The following is a 24,453-nucleotide window of genomic DNA, read 5'->3' on the forward strand; positions in this document are numbered from 1 at the left end:
TATCCTTGGCATCGTCAGCGATTTATCGGTTGAACAATCAAGGGCAGTTTTTGCTTCTATTGCTAGAGGATATCCCCTTGATATTGAGATTGCGCATCCCGACCTGATATATGATGTCGGAAGAAAACATATTGCGGCCGAAAACTTTTCGCAGGCAACGATTGCGATTAGTGACCATTGCCAAGGATTGAAATCGACCGGTTGATCATCCGGATGTCGGTTCCGCCATGTTCTCAGCATGAGCCGTCACGAGCACGGCAATCAAATGCAAGGTATGCCGCGCTCCGTAGCTGATCTTCAAACGCTCGATACGGTGTTCTACCGTTCGTGGCGACGCCCCCAGCGTTTCGGCGATTTCTTTCGCAGTGGCCCCTTCTATTGAAAGTTGGACCATCGCCTCGTAGGCGACAACAAGCTTCTCGTGTTGTGGAGGCGAGCTAAGCAGGAACTGGGCGTAGGACGATGAGATGCCCCATTGCGGTCTCGCCCTATTTTTCTGCGGTATCAGAATACGATCATAATCAAGGTTGACGCCGAATAGCCGCGTTTTCACGAGTTCCATGGACGGCGGCTGTAACTCCATGACCTGGCGAAGTCTAGGAATGGTCGCGTCTTCCATGTATTTCTGGTCTTTGAAATCTTCGACATAACAGTCGGCGAAAATTTTATTGATGTTCAAAATACGAGAAGTGAACCCGGAATGCCTGATGGCTTTCATGTGCCATTTCTTTGGATTGTCGCTTGTCACTGTGAACAGGGTCAGTCGCATCTTGATCGAAAGATGGCCGAGGATGTCGTTGTAAACTGCCTCCGGCCTGGCGACATCTTCGGGGCTGGTTTGGAGCCAGTTGTCTATCATCGTGCGCGTAACCGCACTGAACGGTGTCTCTTTGGCCATTGTCGAAAATATGAAATCCATAAATTGATGTCTCCCAATCACCGGATTCCATGATGCCGCACAGGGTATTTTTACCCTGGCCTATCAGCACCATGTTGACGATGTGCCGAGAAACGAAGTCCTGAATTTCGTCGCAGGGTAAATTCCCCCTCGGAAATTCTCTCATCGGTAAGACGGCTCCCCGATTGTCCGCGACGGGGCGATTTCGGCCCCATCGTATTATCTACAAGGGGCTGGTTTTGACACATACGCATGAAAACCCGATTCCGTCCGTGGACAGGAACAAAGTCGTAATTTCGGCAGTACTGGCTGCACTCTCGGTTGCGACAATTTCACTTCCGATCGCCAATCTCAAGGTCATGGGTTTCAGTGGCGGCCTGGCGCTTCCTTCGCCTCATCTTCTTGGCGGCGTCGCATACCTCCAGCCGTTGGCCTTTTTCGCTGGTATCGGCTGCCGACTGGCACCGCAGTTGCGACCATACCAACGGGTCGTCGAGATTGCAGCTCTGGCGGTCGCCGTAGGGAGCGCGATCTACGTCATCGCAACGCTGCTGAATGGCATGAATGAGATGACTAACGCGAACAGGCAAATGTCGCAGATGCTGGGCTCAACGGCCGCGCGTCAGTTTTCGATGTCTGGCGGACTGTCACTGGGCAGCGCTAGCGTTGCACTTGGCCTGCTCGTACTCGGCGGCGTGTGGCAGGCCTGGACCGGTCGTCGATAATCGCGAAATCCGCGTTTCTTCTGGAGCATCAAATGAAAAACATCATTTTATCGGCCCTGCTTTTAAGTGCAGCGACGGCGGCTTCCCATGCCGCAGAATTCGACATTAACGGAATGGCGCTCGGCATGAATGCCGATCAGGTTGTCGCCAGGTATCAGGAGCTGCGTCCAGACGGCCAATACAGCTTCTCGAAATGGAAGCTTCCGGAAGGCACTGAGTGGGTTGCGAACGGACGGACCTTGTACAATGACCTGAGCCGTCCTGACGACATGGAACATGAACGCATGCAGTTTGCGTTCACGGGGCCCGGAAGCGGCACCAAGTTGTTTGCTGTCCGTCGTGAGCTGAAGTTCAGGCCATCCGAGCGCCCATCCACGGATGCCGTCTATACAGCAGCTATGCAAAAGTTCGGCGAACCGTCATATGTTAATAACGACGGCAACAGCATCTGGGCGGCATGGAAATTCACATCTGCCGAAGCGCCTGCTGAGAAAATCAAGTCATCGCTCGGCTGTATCGGGACGAGCGACTTCCCCGTAGGACTGGATGACCACACCGCAGGAAAAGCCAAAAAGAGCGCGGCCTTCTGCGGCTTGTACATTGAGTTTTCAGTCCGCGGTACCGAGACCGGTCTAGCAACTGAACTCGACATGGGCATGATGAACCACCTTGATCTCGTCCGAGATTTCGAGACCGATAATCAGGACGCACGAAAAAGGATAGATGCTGCTAGGGCGAAGAACACGAGCAGCGCCGCTCCGGCACCCAAGCTCTGACAGAGCCCACACTTGAAACCACGTCATGACTTGCGCGGTCGCCTGCCATCCATGTCGCGCGACACGAGGGCCGGCCGCCCATCCTCGGTGGTCGGCATCGTCAAAATCACAGGAGTTCGCTGCGTGCAATCGACCGTCATCACATCTGTCTTCTTGCTGTCGATCTCGGCTTCGACCGCCGCTGCGGATAGGGTTGCTAGCCGTGAAGAGTTCCGGGGGCACTGGTCACGGGACTGCGGCAATGACCAAACGTGCCACCTCGATATCGATGACATGAAATCGAGAACGGTGATGCGGATCACCTTCTCAATCGAGGGCAAGGGCGCTACGTGCACCTGGTGGGTTGATGCGGTCTACGATAAGGGGTTAGGTGGTCCTGTGGCTCAAGACCCTTACAGCAACTACTATTTCTATTTGACGCGTCAAGAAGATGGCCGCCTCTATTCATCCGGCACGATGTTGCCGACCTGCGGCTCTCAGCCGACCGATCAATACTTCACCTCGGACGCGCAGACGTCGGTCGACAACCGTGAAGTCTTCGACCACAACGGATCGGCGGTGATCGTGTCACCCAGTAAGGGAACCATCATCTATCGCGATCCCAAAATGTCGATCGCTGGCACCGTCAAACCAGGTGCTTTACTATTCAAAGCCAACGCGCCTTGGAACCCGTACGACGATAATACTGTGATCCGCGGAACCGCTTATGTCTTTAAGGAGGGCTGCGATCCTGCTCAGTATAGTGTTTCTGGCCATCAGCAAGGATGGCACACCCTTGTTTTAAAAGGGGCTGCGCCTGTGCGGGAGAAAAACGGGTGCAAGATTGTCGACTACAAAATGAACAATAATTCCACCCTCAAGTTCGTCAGTCGGGGCGACTGATCCGTCACGAGATGCGGCGGTCACATTCTCATGGTCAACAGCGGAACAATCGATTTCATCCCGGCGCGAGCCTTCATCCGTTCAATACGGTGTTCCACCGTCCTCGGCGACAACTCGAGCAGATTGCCGACCTTGCGCGCGGACAGCCCTTCTCGCAGTAGCTGGATAATTGACAGATCAATGTCGTCGAAACGAACGTCTTGCACGACGGCTGAGATGGAGTGAACCTCACAGAGAATGACACACCACGCCTTTTTTGCCGACGGATCGGGCACGACGATGCCGCTGGCGACAACCCGTGCATCCTGAAATACTCGATCGATCCTTCCAGTAATCGGTCGCCCGTCTCCGACCGCCTTTTCGCAGGCTTCAATAACGTGCCGCTCGAGACCCATCGAAACGTCACGGAGGCTACCGGTCGCTTGGAGGCCTTTGGCGTCTACCAGACTCGTTGGAATACCATATTGTTGGACGAAATCCATGTGCCAGTCGGGTGATGCTCTCGCCATGTCAACGACGATTAGCGCCATGTTGACTTTGAGGAGGTCTTTCACAGAACGGCAGATTACGTCTGAAGAGCCCAATTGGCTCGAACTTTCCAGCCACGCGTCCGTGAGTCGCCTCACGAGATCGGAAAATGAGACATTAGGCTTCAATCGATGTTCGTCAAAACGGACAGAAACGAACGGTTTTGTCACGACGGACGGGAGGTTATCGTTCTACGCGTAATTGCCTCTCATTGTTAAATTCAAGACCTGAACGAGAGAGTGAATGCCCATCCCGCGAAACCGTTCGTTTCTGTCAAGTCGTGATCTGGAATGTGTGAAATGGAAGGCTTCATAGGCGACATGACAAGGATCGGTTACGCGCGCGTTTCAACTGTTGACCAGCATCTTGATTTACAGAGAAACGCACTACGTCTGGCGGGATGTAACCGTATATTCGAAGATCACGGTGTGTCGGGTAGCAACGAACAACGTGGTGGCTTGTCTTCGATGCTGAAGGCGCTTCGACGTGGCGACATTCTGGTCGTATGGAGACTTGACCGTCTCGGACGATCAATCATTCATCTGATATCCATGGTCGATTCCCTGAAGCGCCGTGGGATAGGCTTCGTTTCCCTGACGGAGAGCATAGACACGTCGTCGGCGGGAGGTCAGTTGATATTTCACATTCTCGCTGCCCTTGCCGAATTCGAGAAGTCACTGATCCGGGAGCGAACGATCGCCGGCATTGCGGCTGCGAAGGCGCGAGGGAAATTGCCCGGGCGGCGTCCCGCGTTGACCGAGGTACAATGCATGGAAATCCGCAGCGTTCTGAATGCCGGCGGATCCGTTCGGGAAGTCGCAAAAAAGTACAACGTTCATCCTCGCACGGTCCTTAGAGGGATACGTCGATTAGCTTGACGATGTCAGGTATCTTGCCGCGAGCGGTGCTCGATGACACCCGCATTATGCCACGACGACCCATCCATCGATAACTCCAGGGGAACCGCAAATTATTAAAACAGGCACTTTACAACTTAAACAGGAAATGTATTCATGAGTAAAAATGTATAGTTTTTGTTTGATTTCGACGCGGGCTGACTGAGGGACTCGAGGAGCGACAAGCATGGTGAACCGTCTGAATCATAAAGTATCCAGAACTCTTTGGCTACCCGCATGGGCTTCCTGGAGCATTACCATCGGATTGTTATTACTTATCGCGTCACTGGTAATGTTTCTCGCCGGTCTAAATGAGGTTTTTTACGTTCCGGTTCTCATCGCCGGCGCGATCCTTCTCCAGAGAATCGGATTCTACAAGGGAAACAAGATTTCTAAGGGTGTCCACGAAATAGAGAAGGATAGTGGCGATGGCAGAAACGAATAACCCTGACTACGAATCATTTCAGGAATACCTGAGCATTGCGAACAATTACTTTAACAGCTTTAACGCTGCCTATGGCGAGCATCTTTCTCCACAACACAAAGCGATATTAACGAGCGCGATGGATAAGTTGCTCTACGCAACAATCTCTCCGGCTTCATTTTACGTTGCCTATCAGCAAAACGGCATCCCGGGCCTTGTCGGAGAAATGGCAGGCGGGGCGCTAACGGATTTCGTAGTGGCTCGTGTCGCCGCGTACGTAGGCGGAACTGTGGTACTGGGAACTGCCGGGGGCGTCATTACTGGAATAATCGTCGGTGTCGCAGTCGGGTACGGGATCAGCAGCGGTCTTGATCTCGTTCAGGACGCCGACTGGTATGAAATAATTGACAAACTCCAAGAGTGGGCCGCAGACGAAAGCAATGGCACAACAGTTCTGGAGCCCATTGTGGTCGATTCGGATACTGTCGGAGTTTACAGAGATAAAATCCAGGATGCCCGAAACGCCGTAAACTCACTCAGCTCGTATTTCTCAGCCAACCTTAGTCTCGAGAAAATATTGTCCGGGGAAACCTCTTGGGCTGAAATAAAAAATCTCATGGATTCGACAGGAGACTGGGACGCTATCAATTTACTATCTCAGCTCACGACAGCAATTGTGAATCTCGCGAATTTCTATCAGGAAAATAAGGCCGTAGTCGAAGGTATATCCAAGTCTATCGACAATAATATTTCGACCATAAACAACTTGGCTCAGACTCTTGACACATATCTGATCGAGAAGATTCACGAAACCATTGGGGAAGACCCTCTCGTTCTCGACTTGAACGGCGATGGCGTGCAAACAATTTCAATACTCGATAGCATCGCAAAATTTGATCTGACCGAACAGACGGAAATTGCGCACGGTTGGATTTCTCCAGAAGACGGCTTCCTTGCACTCGATAAAAACAAAAATGGTATGATCGACTCCCGCGCCGAGCTTTTCGGCAGCAAAGATCATGACGGGTTTACAGTTCTTTCGGAATACGATCTCAACCGCGATGGGCTTATCGACGCATCAGACGAAATCTACGACTCCCTGCTTGTCTGGCAGGACGCTAATTCGGACGGCTTGTCCGAAGCCACCGAATTGCATTCGTTGCGAGACCTTGGAATTGCTTCGATAACCCTCAACGCTACATTCCAGGCCGTATCCAATCAATTGAACGATGTACCCCTGACCTCTTCTTATACGTTGAACGATGGCACAACACGCGACATCGCGGATGTCTACTTCACTGTCGCAACCGAAGAGGTAAAACCGACTGTGGAAATCTCGACGAGCAATTCCTTGGTCATCGTTGGTAGCGCAGGTAATGATACGCTTGCCGGCAACGGCCGAGATCAGCTTTTTATCGGCGGGACGGGGGAAGACACGTTTATCTTCTCCAATACCGGTGGGCATGACATCATCGCCGATTTTGATGTGGAAACGGATTTAATAGAACTCCATTTAGAGCAGGCCGTTTCCCTCTCCTCAATACTCGCCGGCAGCAATCAGGCGGGCGATAATGCAATTATCAATATTGACCCACACACGTCTATCACCCTTTGGGATGTCGATTTGGCGTCTCTGACGTCCGACAACTTTCGGTTCGCTTCGGCCGCCTGAGATGTTCCTCTAAATAAACGCCTCGAATTATCTTCAATCCGTAATTCGAGGCGTTTGCCGGAAATCCGCCACCTTCCAGTTTGGAAAAGACCAGCAAAAATTTCATCGGGCACCGCGCCAATGTTCAAATCGGGCCAGGTGCTTTGTTCGAGCAGGTAGCTGTATCGGGTCATCCCACATTCTCTGTGATGGCCGGAAGTCCAGGCCGCAGGGGTAAATTTCAAAGAGTTGTGGGATCCGAGCAACGTTTCATACGCTCGAAGCTGAAACGTACGATGTGCCTCGTCAATTCCCTTGTCTTGCCGTGCACCTGACTTTCATCCATACCGTTTCAGCGCGGCATCTCACAACAAAGGGGAAAATGATGTCACAAACCGGCAAAAAACAGCCCAATCCAATTGACGTCCATGTTGGAAGTCGCATCAGACTGCGCCGGACCATGAGCGGCATGAGCCAGGAACGGCTCGGTGACAGTCTCGGCATCACCTTCCAGCAAATCCAGAAATACGAGCGTGGGGCCAACCGCGTCAGCGCGAGCCGACTTCAAAACATCGCCAGTATCTTCAGTGTCCCAGTCTCGTTTTTCTTTGAAGACAGCCCGGGTCAGGACGCATCCCTTGTTGATTTGCCTCAAGACAATCTTCAAGTGTTCTTGGCTTCACCCCAAGGGTTCCAGCTTAATCAGGAGTTCGTAAAGATTGCGGACCCTAAGGTCCGTCATCGTATCGTCGAGATGGTCAAGGCAATAGCAGCGGATCAAGACGAGGGGTCCTCCGAGCTGTAAAAGCGCACCGGAAAACCTTTTAACAAAACGTCGTCGGTTAGAGAGAAATCATCGGTATTGGCTTCGACGCTAAACCGAGTATGGTGGCGTACCGTTTTTTACGACCTCAAGAGGCCCCATGCAGGTTTTAGTACGCGATAACAACGTCGATCAAGCACTGCGCATTCTCAAGAAGAAGCTTCAGCGCGAGGGCATTTTCCGCGAGATGCGCCTGCGTGAAGCTTTCGAGAAGCCATCCATCAAAAAAGCGCGGGAAAAGGCTGAAGCAGTCGGCCGTCAGAGGAAGCTCGCCCGCAAGCAGATGCAACGTGAAGGCCTCGTTCCAACAAAGCCCAGAAAGGGCAACTGACCACGCTTGCGGCGGCGGCGGTCATCCTCCCCTCAAGGGACGGGATGGTTCGCGCGAAAGAGCTATATTCGGCGAAAGTGCTTGCAGACCCACGAGGCAAGCAAGCTTTGGCTGCACAGACGCAATTCGGTACGGATGATCGCTTGACCCAGTGTTGCTTGATCGTAAAAGATTTTGCTACGGGAAAGACGGGCAGACCGCACACCAGATGAAGTGGCACAAGTGCGGTAAGGGTTCCGCCGTAGTTTGAGGTGTGCTGATGTCTCGTTCGTCTCCCTCCACGACTTGGAACATCATCTTGTTTTCGATGGTTATTGGCCCGCTTTTTGGCACGACATTCGCTACAGTTGCATTTGCACTACGGATTGAGTCCGTTTCCGAGGTGCTTTTCTTAGCGCTGTTTGGATGGTTAATGGGCGTGATACCGGCTTTTATAGCAGGGGTATTGTTCGCGAACCTGCGGCGTTGGTTGGGGTCGGGCTACTTGTCTGCAGCGGCTTGTGGAGTAAGCGGGGCGTTCCCGTTTTTCTACTTGTTCGTTGGTCATCAAGAAACAATATCACTTTTGATCTCTTTCTCGATCATAGTCGGCGGTTTTTCCGCGATGGCTACGAGATATGTGGCGACGCACCTTCTTATGCGAGCTGGGTGGATAATTTACGGATATCGGTCGGGCCTGTGCATTACGCGGGAACTTGAGTCCCCGGGCACAATAACGAGCACGTTGAAACCGTCATCGATACTGATTGCCTGAGGGTTGAGCAGCTCGTTTCCATAGGTTGAACGGAACCATCTCGCGATTTTCTCATCATGATTTGCTGTCACGGTTTCTCGGACGCTTCTATTGATCGCGTCTATGATTTCGATCCCTGTCTTGCCCCGCCTGTTGAGATGCATAAGCTTTTTGCGCGCGGGGCTTTCTGCATGGGAAACTGCGATGGATATCCTGTCCGTTGAATAGCTTTTTACCCGAACCCGGAACCGCTTCGGCCGAGCTGCATCAAATTGGTCGTTAATCTCTTTGATGCGCGCCTTGATATCAGCATCGGCCAGACGCACCTCCGGCAAAATATCATCTGCTGGCGCAAGCTTGTCGCCGAACTGCGCGCGCGCCACTTCCGCGGCGTGATGGGCATAGGCGAGATGTGTCACGGGCAACGGCGACCGGTCAACCGGGATCAGAGCTGCCGGAGGTAATGTCCCACCTTCCGCGCAGGACCTGTTCGTCCTGCTCTATTCCGACGCTTTGTTCAAAGTCTCTATCAACTACCCTGTATTCTTCCTTTGCCATTGTCGGATCGGTTTTTGCCTGATCGGCAATCCATCCCAGGCAACGCGTGATGTCATCGCTTTCAAAAACAGGATTTTCATCGTTCGTCGTTCTTAAAATTACGGCGTAACGCAATGGGGTCTCCAATATTTTACAAAAATACAATAATTATAAATCAATATTCGGACATCAAATGATTACTTTATAATATAGTGATCTCAAGCGCCGGGCAATATTTTATACGCGAAAAGGGCGATCCCCGGAGTAATCAACCATGATCGGTCGCTGCTCCATCCGGAGTGTTTGAATACCGCGTAGGCCTGCATCAAGCCAAAAGCTCGCTTTTCTCAGCCTGCGTTATCGTTCCAATGGTAAGTAAGGTAGAGCGAGTAGTAAGGCCTACTTTTTATCCATGGAAAGGACCTGTGAGACATGATCGCGGCTGATCGTGGGGGCATGGTCATCGGCAAGACGAATCCACCCCGCGTCCCATCCAATGACACCTCCAATCACGACAATCAGCGCGATGATCATCAAAGCGATCAGGGACAATAGGGCAGGTCGAAGCACTTTTTGCATCTGAAAACAGACTTGGCTGGCGAGTCGCTCTATGCAAAACCGGCCAGCCCGAAGACTGGCCGGGTCCGCAAAAACGTGACTTCTGGACACGTCCTGATCGCAATGCAGGATTCGCTGGCGACCTGCAATCCATTTATCTAATTGTGCGTCAGGTTACGTGACAACGCACAGCCAATGCCTGCCGATATCTATGATTTCCTCAATGATGGTTCCACCCGAACTGCCCGTTCGGCTTCCGACGCCGTTTTTGGACGTCAGGACTATGAGCGGCAATTCCGACAGCGGTCATTTCAGGGCGGGCGGATAGTTTGCCGCCTCTTGTCATTCATGCTGCCAGCCATTTGAGTGCCAGGCCAGCCACTCGATCCGTGCCTGTCTCAGTTTGCCTTCTGGGTGACGGTACAACTTGAGGACGTGTCCGCATAGGTTCGCAACAGATACGTTCCCGCATCCACTTCGTACTCTATGCTGGCCTCACGCGAGAAGGCGGTACTGATCACAACGCCATCGACGCCTCGACTGCCAGGCAGGCGAAGATCGAATGTGACGTCTGGTTGGTCTACCGCGATCCTGGCGCGGCCGGCCCTCGGGAGCGTGAATGAGAACCATGCGTCTCTCATCGGCCCTTCGCCGGTTCGCCCGCTGAAGGTCAGGACATCCTTGACCTCACCCAAATCGCCAGGCTGTTCAGCTGTGCCTGCCGCGACGTAACGAGATTCTGCAAAAGCGGGCATGCCCGCCGGGCCTAGCAGCGCGATGACGACCGACAACAGACGCAAAACTGGTAAAAGTCTTTCCGGCATCATTCCCTCTCCAAACAGTCCACTGCTGCAAAGTACTCCGTGAAGCCGTTTGTACGCAAACCGACCCTGCTGGACATGTTTATATCAGCCATCTGAGGTCCGCTTCCGGTGGCAGGCAGGCGTTCAGTTACGTTGGACGAAAGAGGAGAGAACTGGTGCACTTGAGCAGTGTAACGTCAGCGGAGTGGCATGAATTTGTAGTCCGGAGATCGCGAGAGCTGCCCAACCCTGCCGTGGCCGAGGCCCTTCTGAGGTTTCAGTTGGTTCCGGGAGGTCCCCAAAATGACACTGCGGACGCATGCATTCGTCGCGGCGATCTGGAGGTTGACGGGGATTTCGCCCCGCCTTCGTGGATCACCGTGATTGACGGGGACCTGCATGTCAGTGGCAAATTCTCAACATGCATTGAAGGGGGCGATGGGCATGTTACCCTCGTTGTCTTTGGCGATTTGAAATGCGGCAGCGTCGATAATGACTGGGCTAGCATCATCTTCGTCACTGGAGATGCTATCGCCAGGGAGTGGGTTTTCGCGTCCAGGGAAGACTCATCAATGGTGGTGGGTGGAGATTTCAGGACGCCTATTTTTATCGGTGCCGATATCTGGATATCTGTCGGCGGCTCGCCGACATGGTCCTGCTGCACGGCGGCTCGCCGAAAGGCGCCGAACGCTTCGCCGCCTGCTGGGCGGGGGCCCGCACGGTCACGCAGATCGCCTTCAAGCCCAACTGGACCAGGCACGCCAAAGCCGCCCCCTTCCGGTGCAACGACGAGATGCTGTCGGTGATGCCAGCCGGATTGATCGTCTTTCCTGGAAACGGCATCACTGGCAACCTCGCCGACAAGGCGCGTCGCCTCGGTATTGCGGTCTGGCAGGCTTCAGGAGACGGCGCGTGAGCGCCGTTTTCCTTTAAATATGGAAAAGATGGAAAAAATGGTGAAATTGGATTATATGGGTAATGGTATTGGAGACGATAGCCATGAAACAATTCACGACAGGCGACTTGAACAAACAAATTGGCGATATTACTGACGCCGCGAGCCGCGAGCCGGTGATGCTCACCCGGCACAAGAAGCCGCGTTTCGTGCTGATGAGCTACGAGCACTATGAGCGCATGAGCGCTGGCGGCAATCCCCGCCGCGCCTATTCTATCTCGGACATGCCCGACGAGCATGCAGCCCTGTTCGACGAGGCGATCGATCGCCTGGCGCGTGGCGAAGGCTATGACGATGAGCCATGAATTCCGGCCCGGCGAGGTCATCTCTTACCCGTACCTCTGGGCCTGGCAGCAGCAGCGCGGCGAAACCGAGGGCCGAAAGCACCGGCCCGTCTGCGTCGTCATCGCAATCCGAAGTGGCGCCGACGGAGATACGCACCTTGCTCTTCTCGCCATCACCACCCAACCGCCGCAGACGGGCCGGATCGCTCTGGAGATCCCGGATATCGAGCGCAAGCGCGCGGGCTTGAGCGATCTGAAGCGGTGCTGGATCATGATCGACGAATACAATTACGACATCGTCGAACGCTCCTGGTACATCGAGCCGCGCCAAGATATCCTCGGCCGCTTCAGCAAATCCTTCATGATGAAAATCGCCCGACTGTTTGCCGAGACGCGCGGCCGAACCAGCCGGGTCAACCGCCTCGATTGAGCGGCGATCGAAACGGTCATCATCCGGCACATCTCCGGCGCTACATCGTCGGCGCCATCCACGTCGGAGGCCGTCCTCATGAGGCAACTATCCGACTGGCGGGTGTTTTCGGCAGCTACCGTTCTGATCATCACCCGCGCGGGAGCGATGCTTGGGAACCAAACCGGTGTTGTGATCTCACTTCACCCGAACTGCAGTCGCGCCAGAGCGCACGGCAATCGAGCGCCACACCGACCAAAGTCATCTCTGATAATGACGAAGGGACAGGAACGGTGCTGGTCGCTCGCGCCGCGTCCAGCTGGTTGCAGGTCAGCATTCGGAAACCCGAACACCCATCGATGCGAGCGACGAGCGCGGCAGTCAGCGGGTCCGCAAAGGGCAGCCAAGGCGAGGTCTTCTGCCGACATCGCAATCAAGGACCATTCCCGTTCTTTATGTCGCCTTTCTAAGGGACGGCCCGCGATCAGCGTCAACCCCGCAAGGGGGTTCCTCTCCGCTAAAGCTTCGGTGACGCCTGCGGCGCAGCCCCTTCTTCGGGCGCCATCGGGAATGGTCCCGATGCAACGAAGGAGACAATCCCATGGCTACCACGATCGCAACCCTCACCGAAAAGACCGACGGCACTCTCGAAGGCGTCTTCGCCACCATCCGGGTCAACGCCCCAATCGCCCTCGTCCCGAATGCCAGCAAGGCGAGCGAAGAGGCTCCTGATTACCGCATCATCCATCGCAAGACCGGCTTTGAGATCGGCGCAGGCTGGAACCGCATCTCCCGCCAGACCGGCGAGGAATACATCTCGACCAAGCTCGAAGCGCCTGAGATCGGCGTGATCTTCGGCAACGTCGCCCCGGCGCCCGGCGGCGAGCCGGGCAAGAAGGTCATCCTCTGGAACAGCCCGGCCTGATCCAGATCGCCGGCCCCGCTATCGGGCCGGCGTCCCCATTTCAAAGGAGGCCGCTATGAGCCGCTACACGATTACTCTCACCCGAACCGCAACCCGCCACTCAGACCCGGATGGCACGATCGGTTACGACCGCCCGCTTCAGACGTTCTTCCTCCAGGCATTTCCTGACGCCGAAGATGAGGAACTGGATCTCTAGCTGGGTGCGGCCTTCCGGGAGTTCGAAACACCGTCGAAACTGCGCACAGCAGCAATTGCACGGGGTTTCGACTTCTTACCCTTTGCATCCGCCATTATTCACAAGCTGCTGGACGATCACGCCCGTGGGCCGCATCACGCGGTCAGCAACACGATCATCCAGGATATTCTCCATGGGATATCCGGCGCCCGACGCAAACGCGCAGGAAAACTAGTCCGGCACGGCGCCGGGCTATTTTTTGTCTGGCGAGCAAGATTATTTGTTCAGCGCATCCTTCAGAGCCTTAGCTGGCGTGAACGCCAGTTTTTTCGCCGCGGCGACCTTGATTGTTGCGCCCGTCGCAGGATTGCGGGCCTCGCGCTCCGGCGTTTCCTTGACCTTGAACTTGCCAAAGCCGGGCAGCGAGGTTTCGTTGCCAGCCACTGCCGCCGCGGTGATGGAAGCGATCACAGCCTCCACGATGGCTTTTCCCTGTGTCTTGGTAAGCCCGTGCTCGCTTGCGATCTTGTCGGCGATTTCGTTGGTTGTAGTCATAATTATGTTCTCCGCACCGTTTCAGATGCTGAATCCCTGACATCGTCGACCGCCACTGTCATCGGCACGCCGCGGAAATTCGTTCGGAAAGCCTGGGCTCTCCACAGTTATTTACCTGGTCACGTACAGTAACACGAAGACGGGCAAGCCTGTCCTCGTGTTGGGGTCCTATGCGGAGAGGAAGGTCTGCTCAGTCCGTCCGAGGATGCCATGGGTGCATGACGGCCTCAAGCACGAGCGGTGCTTCCAATTTTGCCTCCGCTCCGGTCACCTGCACTCCGACAAAATCGGCACCCCCGCTCGCCGCCGCTGGCGGTCGCGTTCCGCGATCCCTGACCCCGCCACGCCCCCACGACCGCGCCCGTCGTCTTTCACAAACGTCAAGGAGATGACGACGATGCTTCTGGAACAACACATTGAAGAGCTGCGGGCCGAACTCGACCATCGGCAGATAACCGTCGACGACGAAATCGATGATACCGTGCAGGACATAGTCCGGGCCATGTTCGAGGAGTTGCGGAGACTGTTCGAGATGCTCCCTCAATTCCTTGTGGGAGCGTGCCGAACCATGCCGGACCGAAATCACATGGTGCCGTCCGACGAAAATACAGGTTTCGCCATAGGCAATCTTGTCGCCCTCAAGATGAGCGGTCTTGATGATGACGAAGAGCTGATTGCCGTACACCTCAACTTTCGGCACCTGCCTCCCGTTCAGTGCGTCTTCGACGGCAAGCGGATGCAGGTCAAACATCGACTTCAGGCTCGCCATTTCCTCGACGGTCGGGTCGGTGATACCGATCCAGGCAAACTCGCCGTCCCTCTCGGGGAACGGTCGGCCAGTCAAGGGGAGTTCTTCGGCACGCTTGCCAAGGCGGTAGATGTAGGAAGCTATGACTGTCATGAAAATCGCAGTTAGATGAGCCTTCCCAGATGTGCCATCTTGATATAGCCGTGACAAGGGATGCCGAAGGCATCAAATGCTGATCTCTGCCCGCATCAAATAAAAAAGGTAAATCGGCGGACAAGTTAGCTTCGCCAAAACCGCAGAAGTTCGGGGTGCTCTCGAACAAGACGGCAGAAACTGATAGACGGTCGGGAAGGGGCGGCGACGCCGGAGCTCGGTCCGCCGAAGATTGCGCGAGAAGTTTAGGTATAAAGGTTCTCAAGGCTCGTTCTCTGCCTGCCACCGGGGAGTTCGGCCTCGGCCAATAGCATCGAACTGCCGGCGCAATAACCGGCATTGTCGCCGGATCAAGCCGCCCGCCGCGGGCTTGAACCGGCGATACCCTGTAAGCGAGACGAATGTCGTGCGCAGGAGTAGGAGGGGCACCTTCCAGTCAGTCGCCCGCAGAACCGGCAATCTTGGACCGACTGTAGCCAAGATAATTGGCTGCGGCTTCTGACCTGCCCCGTTGTTTGGCCCGGCCGCATTGCCGGCATTCAACCGTTGTCGATATCGCTGTGCATCCGGGAGCGGCCAACGCCCGGCGTCAGGCGCGATAAGAACGGCGCAGCAGCTTGCAATTGAACAGCTCAAAACTGGATTTCCCGGCAAGCTGGAGTTATAGTCTTGGAGCGTTCCCGGGGCGCCTTGACTGCGAGGTTTCAGTCTCACCGCGCCAAAAATTATCGAAGCATCCGGTCTCTCGCCTTCAAGCAGGCTCACGCTTCAATGCACGGCATAAAGCGCGCCAGGCAATTACGCGACTGCATCCCCCGTCCGGATATCAGCGGACTGCTCATAGGCCAGTGCAAATTCCAGGGTTGCCCGGTCATCTCGTGGTGGTCCAACCAACTGTATGCCAGTCGGTAGCCCATTTTTGCCGAAACCCGCGGGAACGGCCGCCACGGGAAGTCCAGCCAGCGTCGGACCGATCACGACCTCCATCCAGCGATGATAGGTGTCCATGGATTTGCCGTCGATTTCGGTCGGCCATGAGAGGTCGACATTGAAAGGGAACACCTGCGCACTCGGCATCAAGATGAAATCATACCGTTCAAACAATCTGCAGAGATACTGGTACCAGGCTGTCCGGACGGAGGACGCATTGAAGATATCGGCGGCACTGCACGAAAGCGCGATGCCGAATTCAAACATCTGCTGCCGGTTAAGAAGCGACCTTGTTTCCGGCTGGTCATAAATGGCGCGCAGGCCATGGGTCACGCTGAAGCTGCGCAATTTCATCCACGCTTCCCAGAGTTTCGGGAGTTCGAAATCCGGCACGAGTTCATCGATATCGCAGCCCATGTTCGCGAGAACGGCGAGAGCCTTGCGATCAACATCCAGAACCCCGGGCTCAAAAGGAAGATATCCACCGAAATCACCAAACCAGGCGACTTTCATTCCCTTGGTTGCCGCAGGACCGCGGATTGCCATGCTTTCGTCCGCCAGGGATAGCGGGTCGCGGCGCTCATAACCTGCCTGCGTTGCGAGAAGCAAAGCGGTGTCTTCCACCGTCTTGCCCATGGGGCCTGAAGTGGCAAGCTGGCCGAGGAAAAGCTCATTCCCTTTTGCGCCCGGCACCCTCCCGAAGCTCGGCCGGAAGCCGATAACGTTGTTAAAGGCGGCAGGATTGCGCAGCGAGCCCATCATATCAGAGCCATCTGCGACCGGCAGCATCCGGCAGGCGAGCGCCGCCGCCGCGCCACCGGAAGAACCGCCGGCGCTTCTGGATTTGTCATAGGGGTTTCGGGTTGGGCCATGGACAGGGTTGGTCGTATGGGACCCAAGGCCAAATTCGGGCGTGTTGGTCTTGCCAATGAAAATCGCGCCGGCGGCGCGAACACGTTCCACATGGAGACTATCGGCGGTGGAAACAAAATTGGCAAAGAGCGGCGACCCCCAGGAGCACGGCAGGCCCTCAACTTCGGAGAGATCTTTGACCGCCTGGGGAAACCCGTGCATCCAGCCGCGCGAGCGCCCTTCCTCAAGTTCCCGGTCACAGGCGCGCGCCTCCTCCAGCAACTCTGTGCTTGGTCGACGAAAGACGATCGCATTCACGGCCGGATTGAGACTGTCGATGCGATCGAGGTAAGCTTCCATTACGGAATGGCAGGAAACCTGCCGCAGGTGGATTGCCCTGGAAAGCGCGGCTGCGGAGAGCCGGGTGATGTCGCCTGTCATTACTCTGTCCTCAATCCAGCGTCGCCAGAAGGCCGGCCATCAGCCTGCCGCGATCGACCAGGCTTTCAATTTCGATGTGCTCTTCGAGAGTGTGATAACCTGCGCCGCGCAGCCCCAGGCCACAAAGCGTGGCAATGCCAAGCGCGCCCGTAAAATTGCCATCCGAACCGCCGCCTGAACTGCCGTGGGGAAGGCAAACGCCAAGACTGTCGGCAAGCAAGCGAGCCTTTTCGTAAAGCGCGATGGTTTCCGGTCGGTCCGGGAGCCAGACTGGTCTGGTGACGCCGCAGGTGACCGAGAACTCCACCTCGTTTTCAATTCCTGATAAATCGAGAATCCGGCCGACACCGGAAGCGAGATCTTCATCGGTTTTCGCCATGGACAGCGCCTCGGCTGTACACAGCGAAGAGACACAATTGACCCATTGCCCGCCATGTATGACGCCAACGGAAAAAGTGCAGTCGTCGTCGCTCATTGCATCTATCTCAATTACCCTGCGGGCCATTTCGCGAATTGCAGACCGCCCGGATTTCGGCGAAACGCCGGCATGCGAGGGTCTGCCGCGTGCCACCAGGTTGTAGCGGGCGATGGCATAGCGACCGGTGACCACCCCGTTCTCCTCCCGAGCTGGTTCGGGGACCAGGACGTATTTGTTGCGCCGGGCTTCAGCCTCGATCAGGTCCCGCGTCGATGGTGTGCCGATCTCTTCATCGGGGGTCAGCAAGACAGTGACGGGAAGGCGGGTGCCGATGCCCGTGTGCAGAAGCTGCCTCAATGCTTCCAATACCAGAAAATTGCCGCCCTTCATGTCGAGTATGCCCGGCCCATAGGCACGCTTCCCGTCGGTACGAAAGGGAAGTTCTTTCAGCGTGCCAACCGGGTGAACCGTATCGAGATGACCGGAGACGAGAATTCCAGGCGTGCCGTGCGTGTCGCCAAAACGTGCACGCAAGCTGCCGCCAAGTCCCATACGGCCTGGGATTCGTTCTATTGTGGCGCCAATCGTTGCGAAATCGGTGGCCGCAAGATCCATCATGCGATCCACGGCTGCAGCATCGAATGTCGGGCTTTCGCATTCTATCCAGGGCCTCAGACGCTTCAGCATGGCGTCAGTATCAAAGGGAAGTTCGGTGAAATCCATAATAGGGGGCTCGTTTCATCGTGACGGGACGCCCGCGCTCAAGGGAGGGGGCAATCCCGATCTCGTGGCAGGGCAGGGGCGTCAGGCGGCCAGACGTTTTTCGACGACACGCGCCAGAAGGCTCGCACCAACCGGCAGAATATTGTCATCCAGAACAAAGCCCGGATTGTGCAGCTGCACCGATCCGGCATGGCCAACGGTGCAGTAGACGCCGGGTACCTGGTAGAGCATATCGGCAAAGTCCTCGCTGCCCATGACAGGTTCGTCCTTCGTATAGACAAGGTCTGCACCCACGATGTCGCGGGCGGCATCAGCGAAGCCCTCGACAAGTTCTTCCGTGTTGATGAGGACGTCGAAGACATTGCGAATGTCTGTTACAATTTCGACTTCGAAAGACGCGGCAAGGCCGGCTGCGATGGCGCGCATACGCTCACGGATCTGTTCATTCACCTCGCGGTCGAGATAACGCACGGTGCCGGAGATCGTCGCTTCTTCCGGAACAACATTGTAGGCGGAGCCGGCATGAATCTGCGTGACCGACAGCACTGCCGAGCGAAGTGGAGAAATGTTTCGCGACACGATCGATTGCAGGGCCGAGACCAGATGAGTTGCGACAATCACGGGATCTTTGGACCCTTCGGGACGCGCACCGTGGCTGCCGCGTCCCTTGATGTGAAAATCGAAGAAATCCGCGCCGGCCATGGCGGTGCCCGGCTTGATGCCGATCTTGTTTGGCTCCTCATTCGGCATATTGTGCAACCCGTAGAGCTCGTCACAGGGGAAACGTTCAAACAGGCCGTCTGCCAGCATGGCGCGAGCGCCACCACAGCCTTCTTCGCCGGGCTGAAAGATGAATACGGCCGTGCCGGCAAAATTGCGGGTTTCGGCGAGGTAGCGCGCTGCACCAAGTAACATGGTCGTGTGACCGTCGTGGCCGCAGCCGTGGAAGCGGTTCGCGATTTTCGACGAATATGGCAGGTTGGTACGCTCCTCCATCGGCAGCGCGTCCATGTCGGCGCGCAGGCCGATGGTACGTCCGCTCCCCTTCGCTCCCTTCAAAACGCCGACAACGCCGGTCTTGCCGATGCCGCGATGCACCTCGATGCCGTAGCTCGCCAGTCTGTCGGCAACGATGGCGGAAGTTCGTATCTCCTCAAAACCGATTTCCGGATGAGCGTGAATGTCACGGCGAAGGGCGGTCATTTCATCGTGCCAGGCGGCAATTTTCTCTATAACGGGCATTGCTGTATCCTTGAGATCAAAAAAGCGACGGATCAGGAGAGGGCGGTAGAGAGGGGGGAAAGGCGGATGCCCGGGCGAAGCCTCCTCCATGGGAGGGAAGCCGGGTCCACGGCCATTGGACCAGGTGCGGCACAAACGAGAATTGTCTCGGCAAACGGTTCGAAATCTGCGCGGAAGTGCACCGAGCTCTTGTTGACGAGAATGCTCGACGTTTCCGGTTCGATGCCGAGATAACGGAACAGGCCGCGGTCGGCCATCTGGACCTTGTGAGAGGCGACGGCTACGCGAACGCCACCGATCCTGAGGCACGCTGAAGGTCCAAGGCGCATCAGGGTGTCGCCGTAGTAAGGACCGGTGACGCGTGTCAATCCGTCGGATAATGCTTCGACGATGAACTCGGCCTCGAGCGGCTCGTCACCGGGAATGCCGGATTTTCCGCCGAGCGCGATGCGGATTGTTGCGCCGATGCCCGCTGCCTGTGCTGCCAGCGCAGCCTCAGGGTCATAGAGAAGGCCAAGCGCCGCGTTCTCTGCACCATTGTCGATGAGGGCCCGCAACATTCCGGTCGTATCGGAATCACCACCGGCCCCGGGATTGTCCTGCGTATCAGCAAGCACGACCGGCTTAGCAGCGGTTGCGGCAAGACGTATTGCCTCCCTCACTCCCTCATCGGCATTGTAGACGCGGCCGGCAAAGGCAGGCTCACTGGCATCGATCAGGGCCTTCAGCTCGTCAGCAGCAAGATCAGCTGCTTCCTGCGTCGTTCCATAGGAGAGGACAGTTGCCCCGCAATCGTTGAAGTCGGCAGCCGGGAAGCCGGGAAAGAAGGAGAGCGAGACAATTGTTTTCTCTTCCTCCAGTCCTGCGAGCCGGCCGTAGATGGATTGCGCCGGCTCCATCTCAGTACATTGCCACGATATAGGGATCAGATAGTCGATCTGGCGATATGACTTCGCAAAACGCTCACCGTCCATCAGGCGGTCAAGTAAACCTGCGGCACGATTGCCGGTCAGGGCCATGTCCACATGCGGATAGGTGCGGTAACCGATCATGACATCGGCGATGTCGACCGACCGCCTGGTTATATTGCCGTGCAGGTCGAGACTGACAGCGACCGGTATGTCGTTGCCAACTGCGCTTTTGATGCGGGCCAGAAGCTCGCCCTCGCCATCGTCCAGATGTTCACAGACCATGGCTCCATGAAGATCGAGATAGATTCCGTCGAGGGGCAGCGCTGCCACGATGCCGGCAACGATCTCACCGGCGATGCGCTCAAAAGCATCCTCGGTAACATGAGCAGAGGGAACGGCGCTTGCCCGCAGTACAGGAACAACCTCCCAGTTTGCTTGCCGGGCATAATCGAGTGCGCCCTCGATACCGGTATTGGCGCCCCGGACGAGAGCGATCATCTCCTCGCCACGGCAGAGCGGCAAATGGCCCGATCCCTTCAGAAAGGCGTCATAAGTGGCTTTGGTGGGAGCAAATGTATTGGTCTCATGAATGAAACCGGCAAAGGCGACACGCCGGAGCATCATCGGTCATTCTCCTGGAAATTATGCAGCTTCTGGGGCAAGCGGCCGGAAATTTGCGAAATCCCAATGCCGCCCCGGGGCGGCATCGATAAGCTGGCGGGTGTATGCATGAACCGGACTAGTCAGCACCTCGTAGCCGCTGGCGTATTCGACAATGCGTCCTTTCTGCATAACGATCACGTCGTCACATATCTGGGCGGCAACGCGAAGATCATGCGTGATGAACAGGATGGAAATACCGAGCTTTTCCTGCAAGTCCGCAAGGAGGTCGAGTACCTGTGCCTGAACCGACACATCGAGTGCCGACACTGCCTCGTCGGCCACGAGAACCTTCGGGTTCATGGCCACGGCACGGGCGATCGCGATACGCTGGCGCTGGCCGCCTGAGAACTGGTGAGGATAGCGGCTCACGGCATCCGGGGGCAGACCGACGATTGCGAGAAGTTCGCGCGCTCGCTTCAGGGCCTCCGGCCTCGGCGTACCGTAATTTATCGGCCCTTCGATGATACTTTCCCCCACCGTGATGCGCGGGTTGAGTGAGCGATAGGGATCCTGGAACACCATCTGGATATGCTGGCGATATGGCTGCAGGGTCCGGCGGGAGAAATCGGCGATTTCCTGTCCGGAAATTCGGATCGAGCCGGAGGTGGGGTCGATCAGCCGCATGATACAGCGAGCGACGGTCGACTTGCCGGAGCCGCTTTCACCGACGATACCGAGAGTACGACCCTTCTTCAGTGTGAAGGACACGTCCGTCGCGGCTTTTGTTCCCGCCGCGGTTTTTCCGAAAAAGCCTTTTTTGCCATACACCTTCTCAAGTTCCGAGGCCGAGAGCACGACCTCGTCGGAGAGCGCGGGGCGCGGCTCGCGCGGTTGAAGGCTTGGCACGGAAGAAAGAAGCGTGCGGGTATAGTCCATTTCCGGCGCGCTTAAAATCCTGTCGACCGGACCGCTCTCGACGAGATTGCCACGATTCATGACGTAGACGGTGTCTGCAATCTCGGCCACTACGCCCATGTCGTGGGTGATAAAGAGAACGGCGGTACCCTGCTTTTCCTGGAGTTCATTGATGAGCTTGAGGATCTGCTTCTGGGTCGTCACATCAAGGGCGGTGGTCGGTTCGTCGGCGATCAGCAGTCTGGGTTTGAGGATCAAGGCCATGGCGATCATGATACGCTGGCGCTGTCCACCCGAGAGCTGATGAGGATAGGCTGCGAATATCCGCTCGACATCGGGAAGATGCACTTCCCGCATCATCTCAAGAACGGCGCTTTTCTGCTCTCGTGCTGAAAGCGCCGTGTGCTCCTGAAGCACCTCGCAAATCTGCCGGCCAACCGTCAGCACAGGGTTGAGTGCTGTCATCGGCTCCTGGAAAATCATGGCAATACTTTTCGAGCGCAGTGCCCGCATGCGGCTGGCGTCAGCCTTGAGGAGGTCCTCACCTTCGAACAGGATTGTACCGCCTGCAGGTTCAAGAGAATTTCGCGGCAGGAGCCCCATCGTAGCGAGCGAGGTCACCGATTTGCCAGAACCGCTCTCGCCCACAAGGCACACAGTTTCTCCGGCTCGGATGGTGATCGAAATGCCGTTGAGGACCGGCACGCTGTCATCGTCTCCGGTCAGGCGGATGACGAGGTTCTCGACGCGCAATACTTCGGACGCGGTGGCGGGATCGAATGCAACAGCCGTCATTTCGCGGCCTCCCTTTTCTTCATGCGCGGATCGAGCAGATCGCGCGCCGTATCACCGAGAAGGTTGATGGAGAGAATGCAGAGCGAGAGCACCAGACCTGGCCAGAAGATCAATTGCGGATTGATCTGGAAATAGGCGCGTCCCTCGGCCATGATATTTCCCCAGGTCGGGATTTCGGTGGAAACACCCGCCCCGAGAAAAGACAGGATCGCTTCTGTAAGGATTGCCGAGGCGCAGACATAGGTGGCCTGCACGATGAGCGGTGCCAGGGTATTCGGCATCAGATGCCGCCAGAGGATTTTCGGAAGGCTGGAGCCGGCAGCGATCGCGGCCTCGACGTAAGGTTCTTCGCGTGCTGTCAACACCACCGAGCGAACAAGACGCACGACGCGAGGAATTTCTGGGACGGTAATGGCGAACATCACGGTCCAGATATTTGCCCCGGTCAGCGAAACCACGGCGATGGCGAGCAACAGGCTTGGAATTGCCATCAGCGCGTCCATTATCCGCATGACCACGGCGTCGAGGAACCGAAAGAAGCCGGAGACAAGGCCGATGCCCAGTCCGACAGCCACCGAGATGACAGTCGCTCCGATACCAATAAAAAGGGAGATGCGAGCCCCATAGAGCACTCGCGACAGCAGGTCCCGTCCGTAGGCATCGGAACCGAGCGGGTAGATGTCGCTGGCGGGCTTGAGGCGGGCAGAGGGTGTCATGGCCACGGGATCATGCGGAGCAAGCCATGGCGCGAGAACAGCCATGAGAATGATCAGGACAAGGATTGCGAGCGCGATGGCAGGGACGAGGACAGCTCGTCCGCGTTTTTTTCTGCCGGCGAAGACGGGCAGCCGCATGGCGGCACCAAAAAGCGTGGAATTGGCCATCAGTACCGTATCCTTGGATCGAAGAAGGAGTAGGAGAGGTCGATGAGGAGATTGATGAGCACATAGATACCGCTTGTCAGCAGGATCATGCCCTGAATCACCGGGTAATCGCGGGCAAGAATGGCATCGACGGTGAGCCTTCCAATGCCGGGAATGTTGAATACGCTCTCCGTTACCACCACGCCGGAAATAAGCAGTGCGAAACCCGTGCCGATAATGGTCAGCACAGGAACTGCGGCGTTGCGCAGCGCGTGGCGGAACAGGACGGTATTTTCCTTCAGCCCTTTGGCGCGCGCGGTTCGCACGTAATCCTCGCCCAGCACTTCGAGTACGGAGGCGCGCGTCATGCGGGCGATCAGCGCGATGTAAATGGACGCTAGTGTGAGGGCGGGCAAAATTGCGCGTTCCGCGAAAGGACCGATGCCCTTGGTGATGCTCCGGAAGCCCTGCACCGGAAACCATTTGAGGTCGATGGCGAAGACCTGGATGAGGATATAGCCGATCACGAAAACCGGCACGGAGAAGCCGACGACCGACACCGTCATGACGGCATAGTCGATCCACGTGCCGTGGCGCCAGGCAGCGATGACCCCAAGCGGAACAGCAATCAGCACTGACAGGACGATCGTGACGAGCGCGAGGCTCACGGTCGGTTCGATGTGCTTGCCGATCATCGCGGTTACTGGCGTATTGGAAATCAGTGACACGCCAAGGTCTCCCTGGAGAAGAAGCCAGAACCAGGAGACGAACTGGACGACGATCGGCTTGTCGAGGCCGAGGGCAGTTCGGATTTTCTCAAGCTGCTCGGGCGTGGCCATGTCACCGGCGATGATGGCGGCCGGATCGCCGGGCGTTATGCGCAGCAGGAGAAAAACGAAGACGGCAACCGTGATCATTACCGGAACGGAGGCCAGAATTCGGCGGAACGTATAGGCGAGCATAAGCATCCTCACGTCGGTTGGGCAGGCAA

25 protein-coding genes and 3 pseudogenes are annotated in these 24,453 nt (G+C 56.3%); 14 read left to right on the forward strand and 14 right to left on the reverse strand.

Annotation, left to right across the window (positions count from 1 at the left end; genetic code table 11):
- Window positions 1–205 (forward strand): annotated as a pseudogene (locus RAC79_RS23695) (hypothetical protein); the annotation flags it as partial.
- Here the strand turns inward: RAC79_RS23695 and RAC79_RS23700 are convergent.
- Entirely contained in the window at window positions 206–919 is a 714-nt protein-coding gene (locus tag RAC79_RS23700) for a helix-turn-helix transcriptional regulator (protein ID WP_374997581.1), read from the reverse strand.
- Window positions 920–1,137: 218 nt separating this feature from the next.
- Here RAC79_RS23700 and RAC79_RS23705 point away from each other — a divergent pair, with 218 nt between their 5' ends.
- The 3 genes from RAC79_RS23705 to RAC79_RS23715 all read left to right on the forward strand — a co-directional run bounded on the left by RAC79_RS23705 (window position 1,138) and on the right by RAC79_RS23715 (window position 3,281).
- Complete coding sequence (locus RAC79_RS23705; RefSeq protein WP_374997582.1) at window positions 1,138–1,623, forward strand: hypothetical protein; 486 nt, start codon at window positions 1,138–1,140, stop codon at window positions 1,621–1,623.
- A 32-nt stretch (window positions 1,624–1,655) separates the two neighbouring features.
- Window positions 1,656–2,399, forward strand: a complete 744-nt coding sequence (locus RAC79_RS23710) for a hypothetical protein (protein WP_374997583.1) — start codon at window positions 1,656–1,658, stop codon at window positions 2,397–2,399.
- A 123-nt stretch (window positions 2,400–2,522) separates the two neighbouring features.
- Window positions 2,523–3,281, forward strand: coding sequence for a hypothetical protein (locus RAC79_RS23715; RefSeq protein ID WP_374997584.1), 759 nt, complete (start codon window positions 2,523–2,525; stop codon window positions 3,279–3,281).
- Between the two features lie 20 nt (window positions 3,282–3,301).
- Here the strand turns inward: RAC79_RS23715 and RAC79_RS23720 are convergent, their stop codons facing one another.
- Window positions 3,302–3,979, reverse strand: coding sequence for a hypothetical protein (locus RAC79_RS23720; RefSeq protein WP_374997585.1), 678 nt, complete (start codon window positions 3,977–3,979; stop codon window positions 3,302–3,304).
- Window positions 3,980–4,108: 129 nt separating this feature from the next.
- Between RAC79_RS23720 and RAC79_RS23725 the strand changes: the two genes are divergently transcribed.
- The 5 genes from RAC79_RS23725 (at window position 4,109) to rpsU (ending at window position 7,934) form a co-directional block, all read left to right on the forward strand.
- Window positions 4,109–4,687, forward strand: a complete 579-nt coding sequence (locus RAC79_RS23725) for a recombinase family protein (RefSeq protein WP_374997586.1) — start codon at window positions 4,109–4,111, stop codon at window positions 4,685–4,687.
- A gap of 205 nt (window positions 4,688–4,892) precedes the next feature.
- Window positions 4,893–5,150, forward strand: coding sequence for a hypothetical protein (locus tag RAC79_RS23730; RefSeq protein WP_374997587.1), 258 nt, complete (start codon window positions 4,893–4,895; stop codon window positions 5,148–5,150).
- Entirely contained in the window at window positions 5,134–6,801 is a 1,668-nt protein-coding gene (locus RAC79_RS23735) for a hypothetical protein (protein WP_374997588.1), read from the forward strand. Before RAC79_RS23730 ends, RAC79_RS23735 begins: the two co-directional genes overlap by 17 nt.
- A gap of 364 nt (window positions 6,802–7,165) precedes the next feature.
- Window positions 7,166–7,585, forward strand: a complete 420-nt coding sequence (locus RAC79_RS23740) for a helix-turn-helix domain-containing protein (RefSeq protein WP_374997589.1) — start codon at window positions 7,166–7,168, stop codon at window positions 7,583–7,585.
- Between the two features lie 118 nt (window positions 7,586–7,703).
- Window positions 7,704–7,934 carry a 30S ribosomal protein S21 gene (rpsU, locus tag RAC79_RS23745; protein WP_374997590.1) on the forward strand — a complete coding sequence of 77 codons (231 nt, stop codon included), beginning with the start codon at window positions 7,704–7,706 and terminating at the stop codon, window positions 7,932–7,934.
- Window positions 7,935–8,591: 657 nt separating this feature from the next.
- Here the strand turns inward: rpsU and RAC79_RS23750 are convergent.
- The 3 genes from RAC79_RS23750 to RAC79_RS23760 all read right to left on the reverse strand — a co-directional run bounded on the left by RAC79_RS23750 (window position 8,592) and on the right by RAC79_RS23760 (window position 10,586).
- Window positions 8,592–9,086, reverse strand: a complete 495-nt coding sequence (locus RAC79_RS23750; RefSeq protein WP_374997591.1) for a hypothetical protein — start codon at window positions 9,084–9,086, stop codon at window positions 8,592–8,594.
- 16 nt (window positions 9,087–9,102) lie between these two features.
- Window positions 9,103–9,339 carry a hypothetical protein gene (locus tag RAC79_RS23755; RefSeq protein WP_374997592.1) on the reverse strand — a complete coding sequence of 79 codons (237 nt, stop codon included), beginning with the start codon at window positions 9,337–9,339 and terminating at the stop codon, window positions 9,103–9,105.
- Window positions 9,340–10,160: 821 nt separating this feature from the next.
- Window positions 10,161–10,586, reverse strand: a complete 426-nt coding sequence (locus RAC79_RS23760; RefSeq protein WP_374997593.1) for a PPC domain-containing protein — start codon at window positions 10,584–10,586, stop codon at window positions 10,161–10,163.
- A gap of 556 nt (window positions 10,587–11,142) precedes the next feature.
- Here RAC79_RS23760 and RAC79_RS23765 point away from each other — a divergent pair.
- The 5 genes and pseudogenes from RAC79_RS23765 to RAC79_RS23785 form a co-directional block, all read left to right on the forward strand.
- Window positions 11,143–11,481 (forward strand): annotated as a pseudogene (locus RAC79_RS23765) (DUF2493 domain-containing protein); the annotation flags it as partial.
- Between the two features lie 83 nt (window positions 11,482–11,564).
- Window positions 11,565–11,825 carry a type II toxin-antitoxin system Phd/YefM family antitoxin gene (locus RAC79_RS23770; RefSeq protein WP_374997594.1) on the forward strand — a complete coding sequence of 87 codons (261 nt, stop codon included), beginning with the start codon at window positions 11,565–11,567 and terminating at the stop codon, window positions 11,823–11,825.
- Window positions 11,815–12,234 carry a hypothetical protein gene (locus RAC79_RS23775; RefSeq protein WP_374997595.1) on the forward strand — a complete coding sequence of 140 codons (420 nt, stop codon included), beginning with the start codon at window positions 11,815–11,817 and terminating at the stop codon, window positions 12,232–12,234. The genes RAC79_RS23770 and RAC79_RS23775 overlap by 11 nt, the downstream gene beginning before the upstream one ends.
- Window positions 12,235–12,814: 580 nt before the next feature.
- Complete coding sequence (locus RAC79_RS23780) at window positions 12,815–13,138, forward strand: DUF736 family protein (protein ID WP_034499714.1); 324 nt, start codon at window positions 12,815–12,817, stop codon at window positions 13,136–13,138.
- A 55-nt stretch (window positions 13,139–13,193) separates the two neighbouring features.
- Window positions 13,194–13,334, forward strand: a complete 141-nt coding sequence (locus RAC79_RS23785; protein WP_374997596.1) for a hypothetical protein — start codon at window positions 13,194–13,196, stop codon at window positions 13,332–13,334.
- Window positions 13,335–13,589: 255 nt separating this feature from the next.
- Here RAC79_RS23785 and RAC79_RS23790 read toward each other — a convergent pair whose 3' ends face one another.
- The 9 genes and pseudogenes from RAC79_RS23790 to RAC79_RS23830 all read right to left on the reverse strand — a co-directional run bounded on the left by RAC79_RS23790 (window position 13,590) and on the right by RAC79_RS23830 (window position 24,424).
- A complete protein-coding gene (locus RAC79_RS23790) occupies window positions 13,590–13,868 on the reverse strand; it encodes an HU family DNA-binding protein (protein WP_374997597.1) in 279 nt (92 codons plus the stop codon).
- A 436-nt stretch (window positions 13,869–14,304) separates the two neighbouring features.
- A pseudogene (locus RAC79_RS23795) lies at window positions 14,305–14,769 on the reverse strand (CorA family divalent cation transporter); the annotation flags it as partial.
- Between the two features lie 798 nt (window positions 14,770–15,567).
- Window positions 15,568–16,992 carry an amidase gene (locus tag RAC79_RS23800; protein WP_374997598.1) on the reverse strand — a complete coding sequence of 475 codons (1,425 nt, stop codon included), beginning with the start codon at window positions 16,990–16,992 and terminating at the stop codon, window positions 15,568–15,570.
- A gap of 10 nt (window positions 16,993–17,002) precedes the next feature.
- Window positions 17,003–18,133 carry a M20/M25/M40 family metallo-hydrolase gene (locus RAC79_RS23805; protein ID WP_374997599.1) on the reverse strand — a complete coding sequence of 377 codons (1,131 nt, stop codon included), beginning with the start codon at window positions 18,131–18,133 and terminating at the stop codon, window positions 17,003–17,005.
- Window positions 18,134–18,214: 81 nt separating this feature from the next.
- A complete protein-coding gene (locus RAC79_RS23810; RefSeq protein WP_374997600.1) occupies window positions 18,215–19,375 on the reverse strand; it encodes a M20 aminoacylase family protein in 1,161 nt (386 codons plus the stop codon).
- Between the two features lie 32 nt (window positions 19,376–19,407).
- Entirely contained in the window at window positions 19,408–20,907 is a 1,500-nt protein-coding gene (locus tag RAC79_RS23815; RefSeq protein ID WP_374997608.1) for a M81 family metallopeptidase, read from the reverse strand.
- A gap of 21 nt (window positions 20,908–20,928) precedes the next feature.
- A complete protein-coding gene (locus RAC79_RS23820; protein ID WP_374997601.1) occupies window positions 20,929–22,599 on the reverse strand; it encodes an ABC transporter ATP-binding protein in 1,671 nt (556 codons plus the stop codon).
- Complete coding sequence (locus RAC79_RS23825; RefSeq protein ID WP_223216074.1) at window positions 22,596–23,453, reverse strand: ABC transporter permease; 858 nt, start codon at window positions 23,451–23,453, stop codon at window positions 22,596–22,598. The genes RAC79_RS23820 and RAC79_RS23825 overlap by 4 nt, the downstream gene beginning before the upstream one ends.
- A 29-nt stretch (window positions 23,454–23,482) precedes the next feature.
- Window positions 23,483–24,424, reverse strand: a complete 942-nt coding sequence (locus RAC79_RS23830; RefSeq protein ID WP_374997602.1) for an ABC transporter permease — start codon at window positions 24,422–24,424, stop codon at window positions 23,483–23,485.
- Window positions 24,425–24,453 lie beyond the last annotated feature (29 nt).

The organism is Agrobacterium sp. LR_9 (assembly GCF_041954855.1).
In the GTDB taxonomy this organism is placed as follows: Bacteria; Pseudomonadota; Alphaproteobacteria; order Rhizobiales; family Rhizobiaceae; genus Agrobacterium; species Agrobacterium leguminum.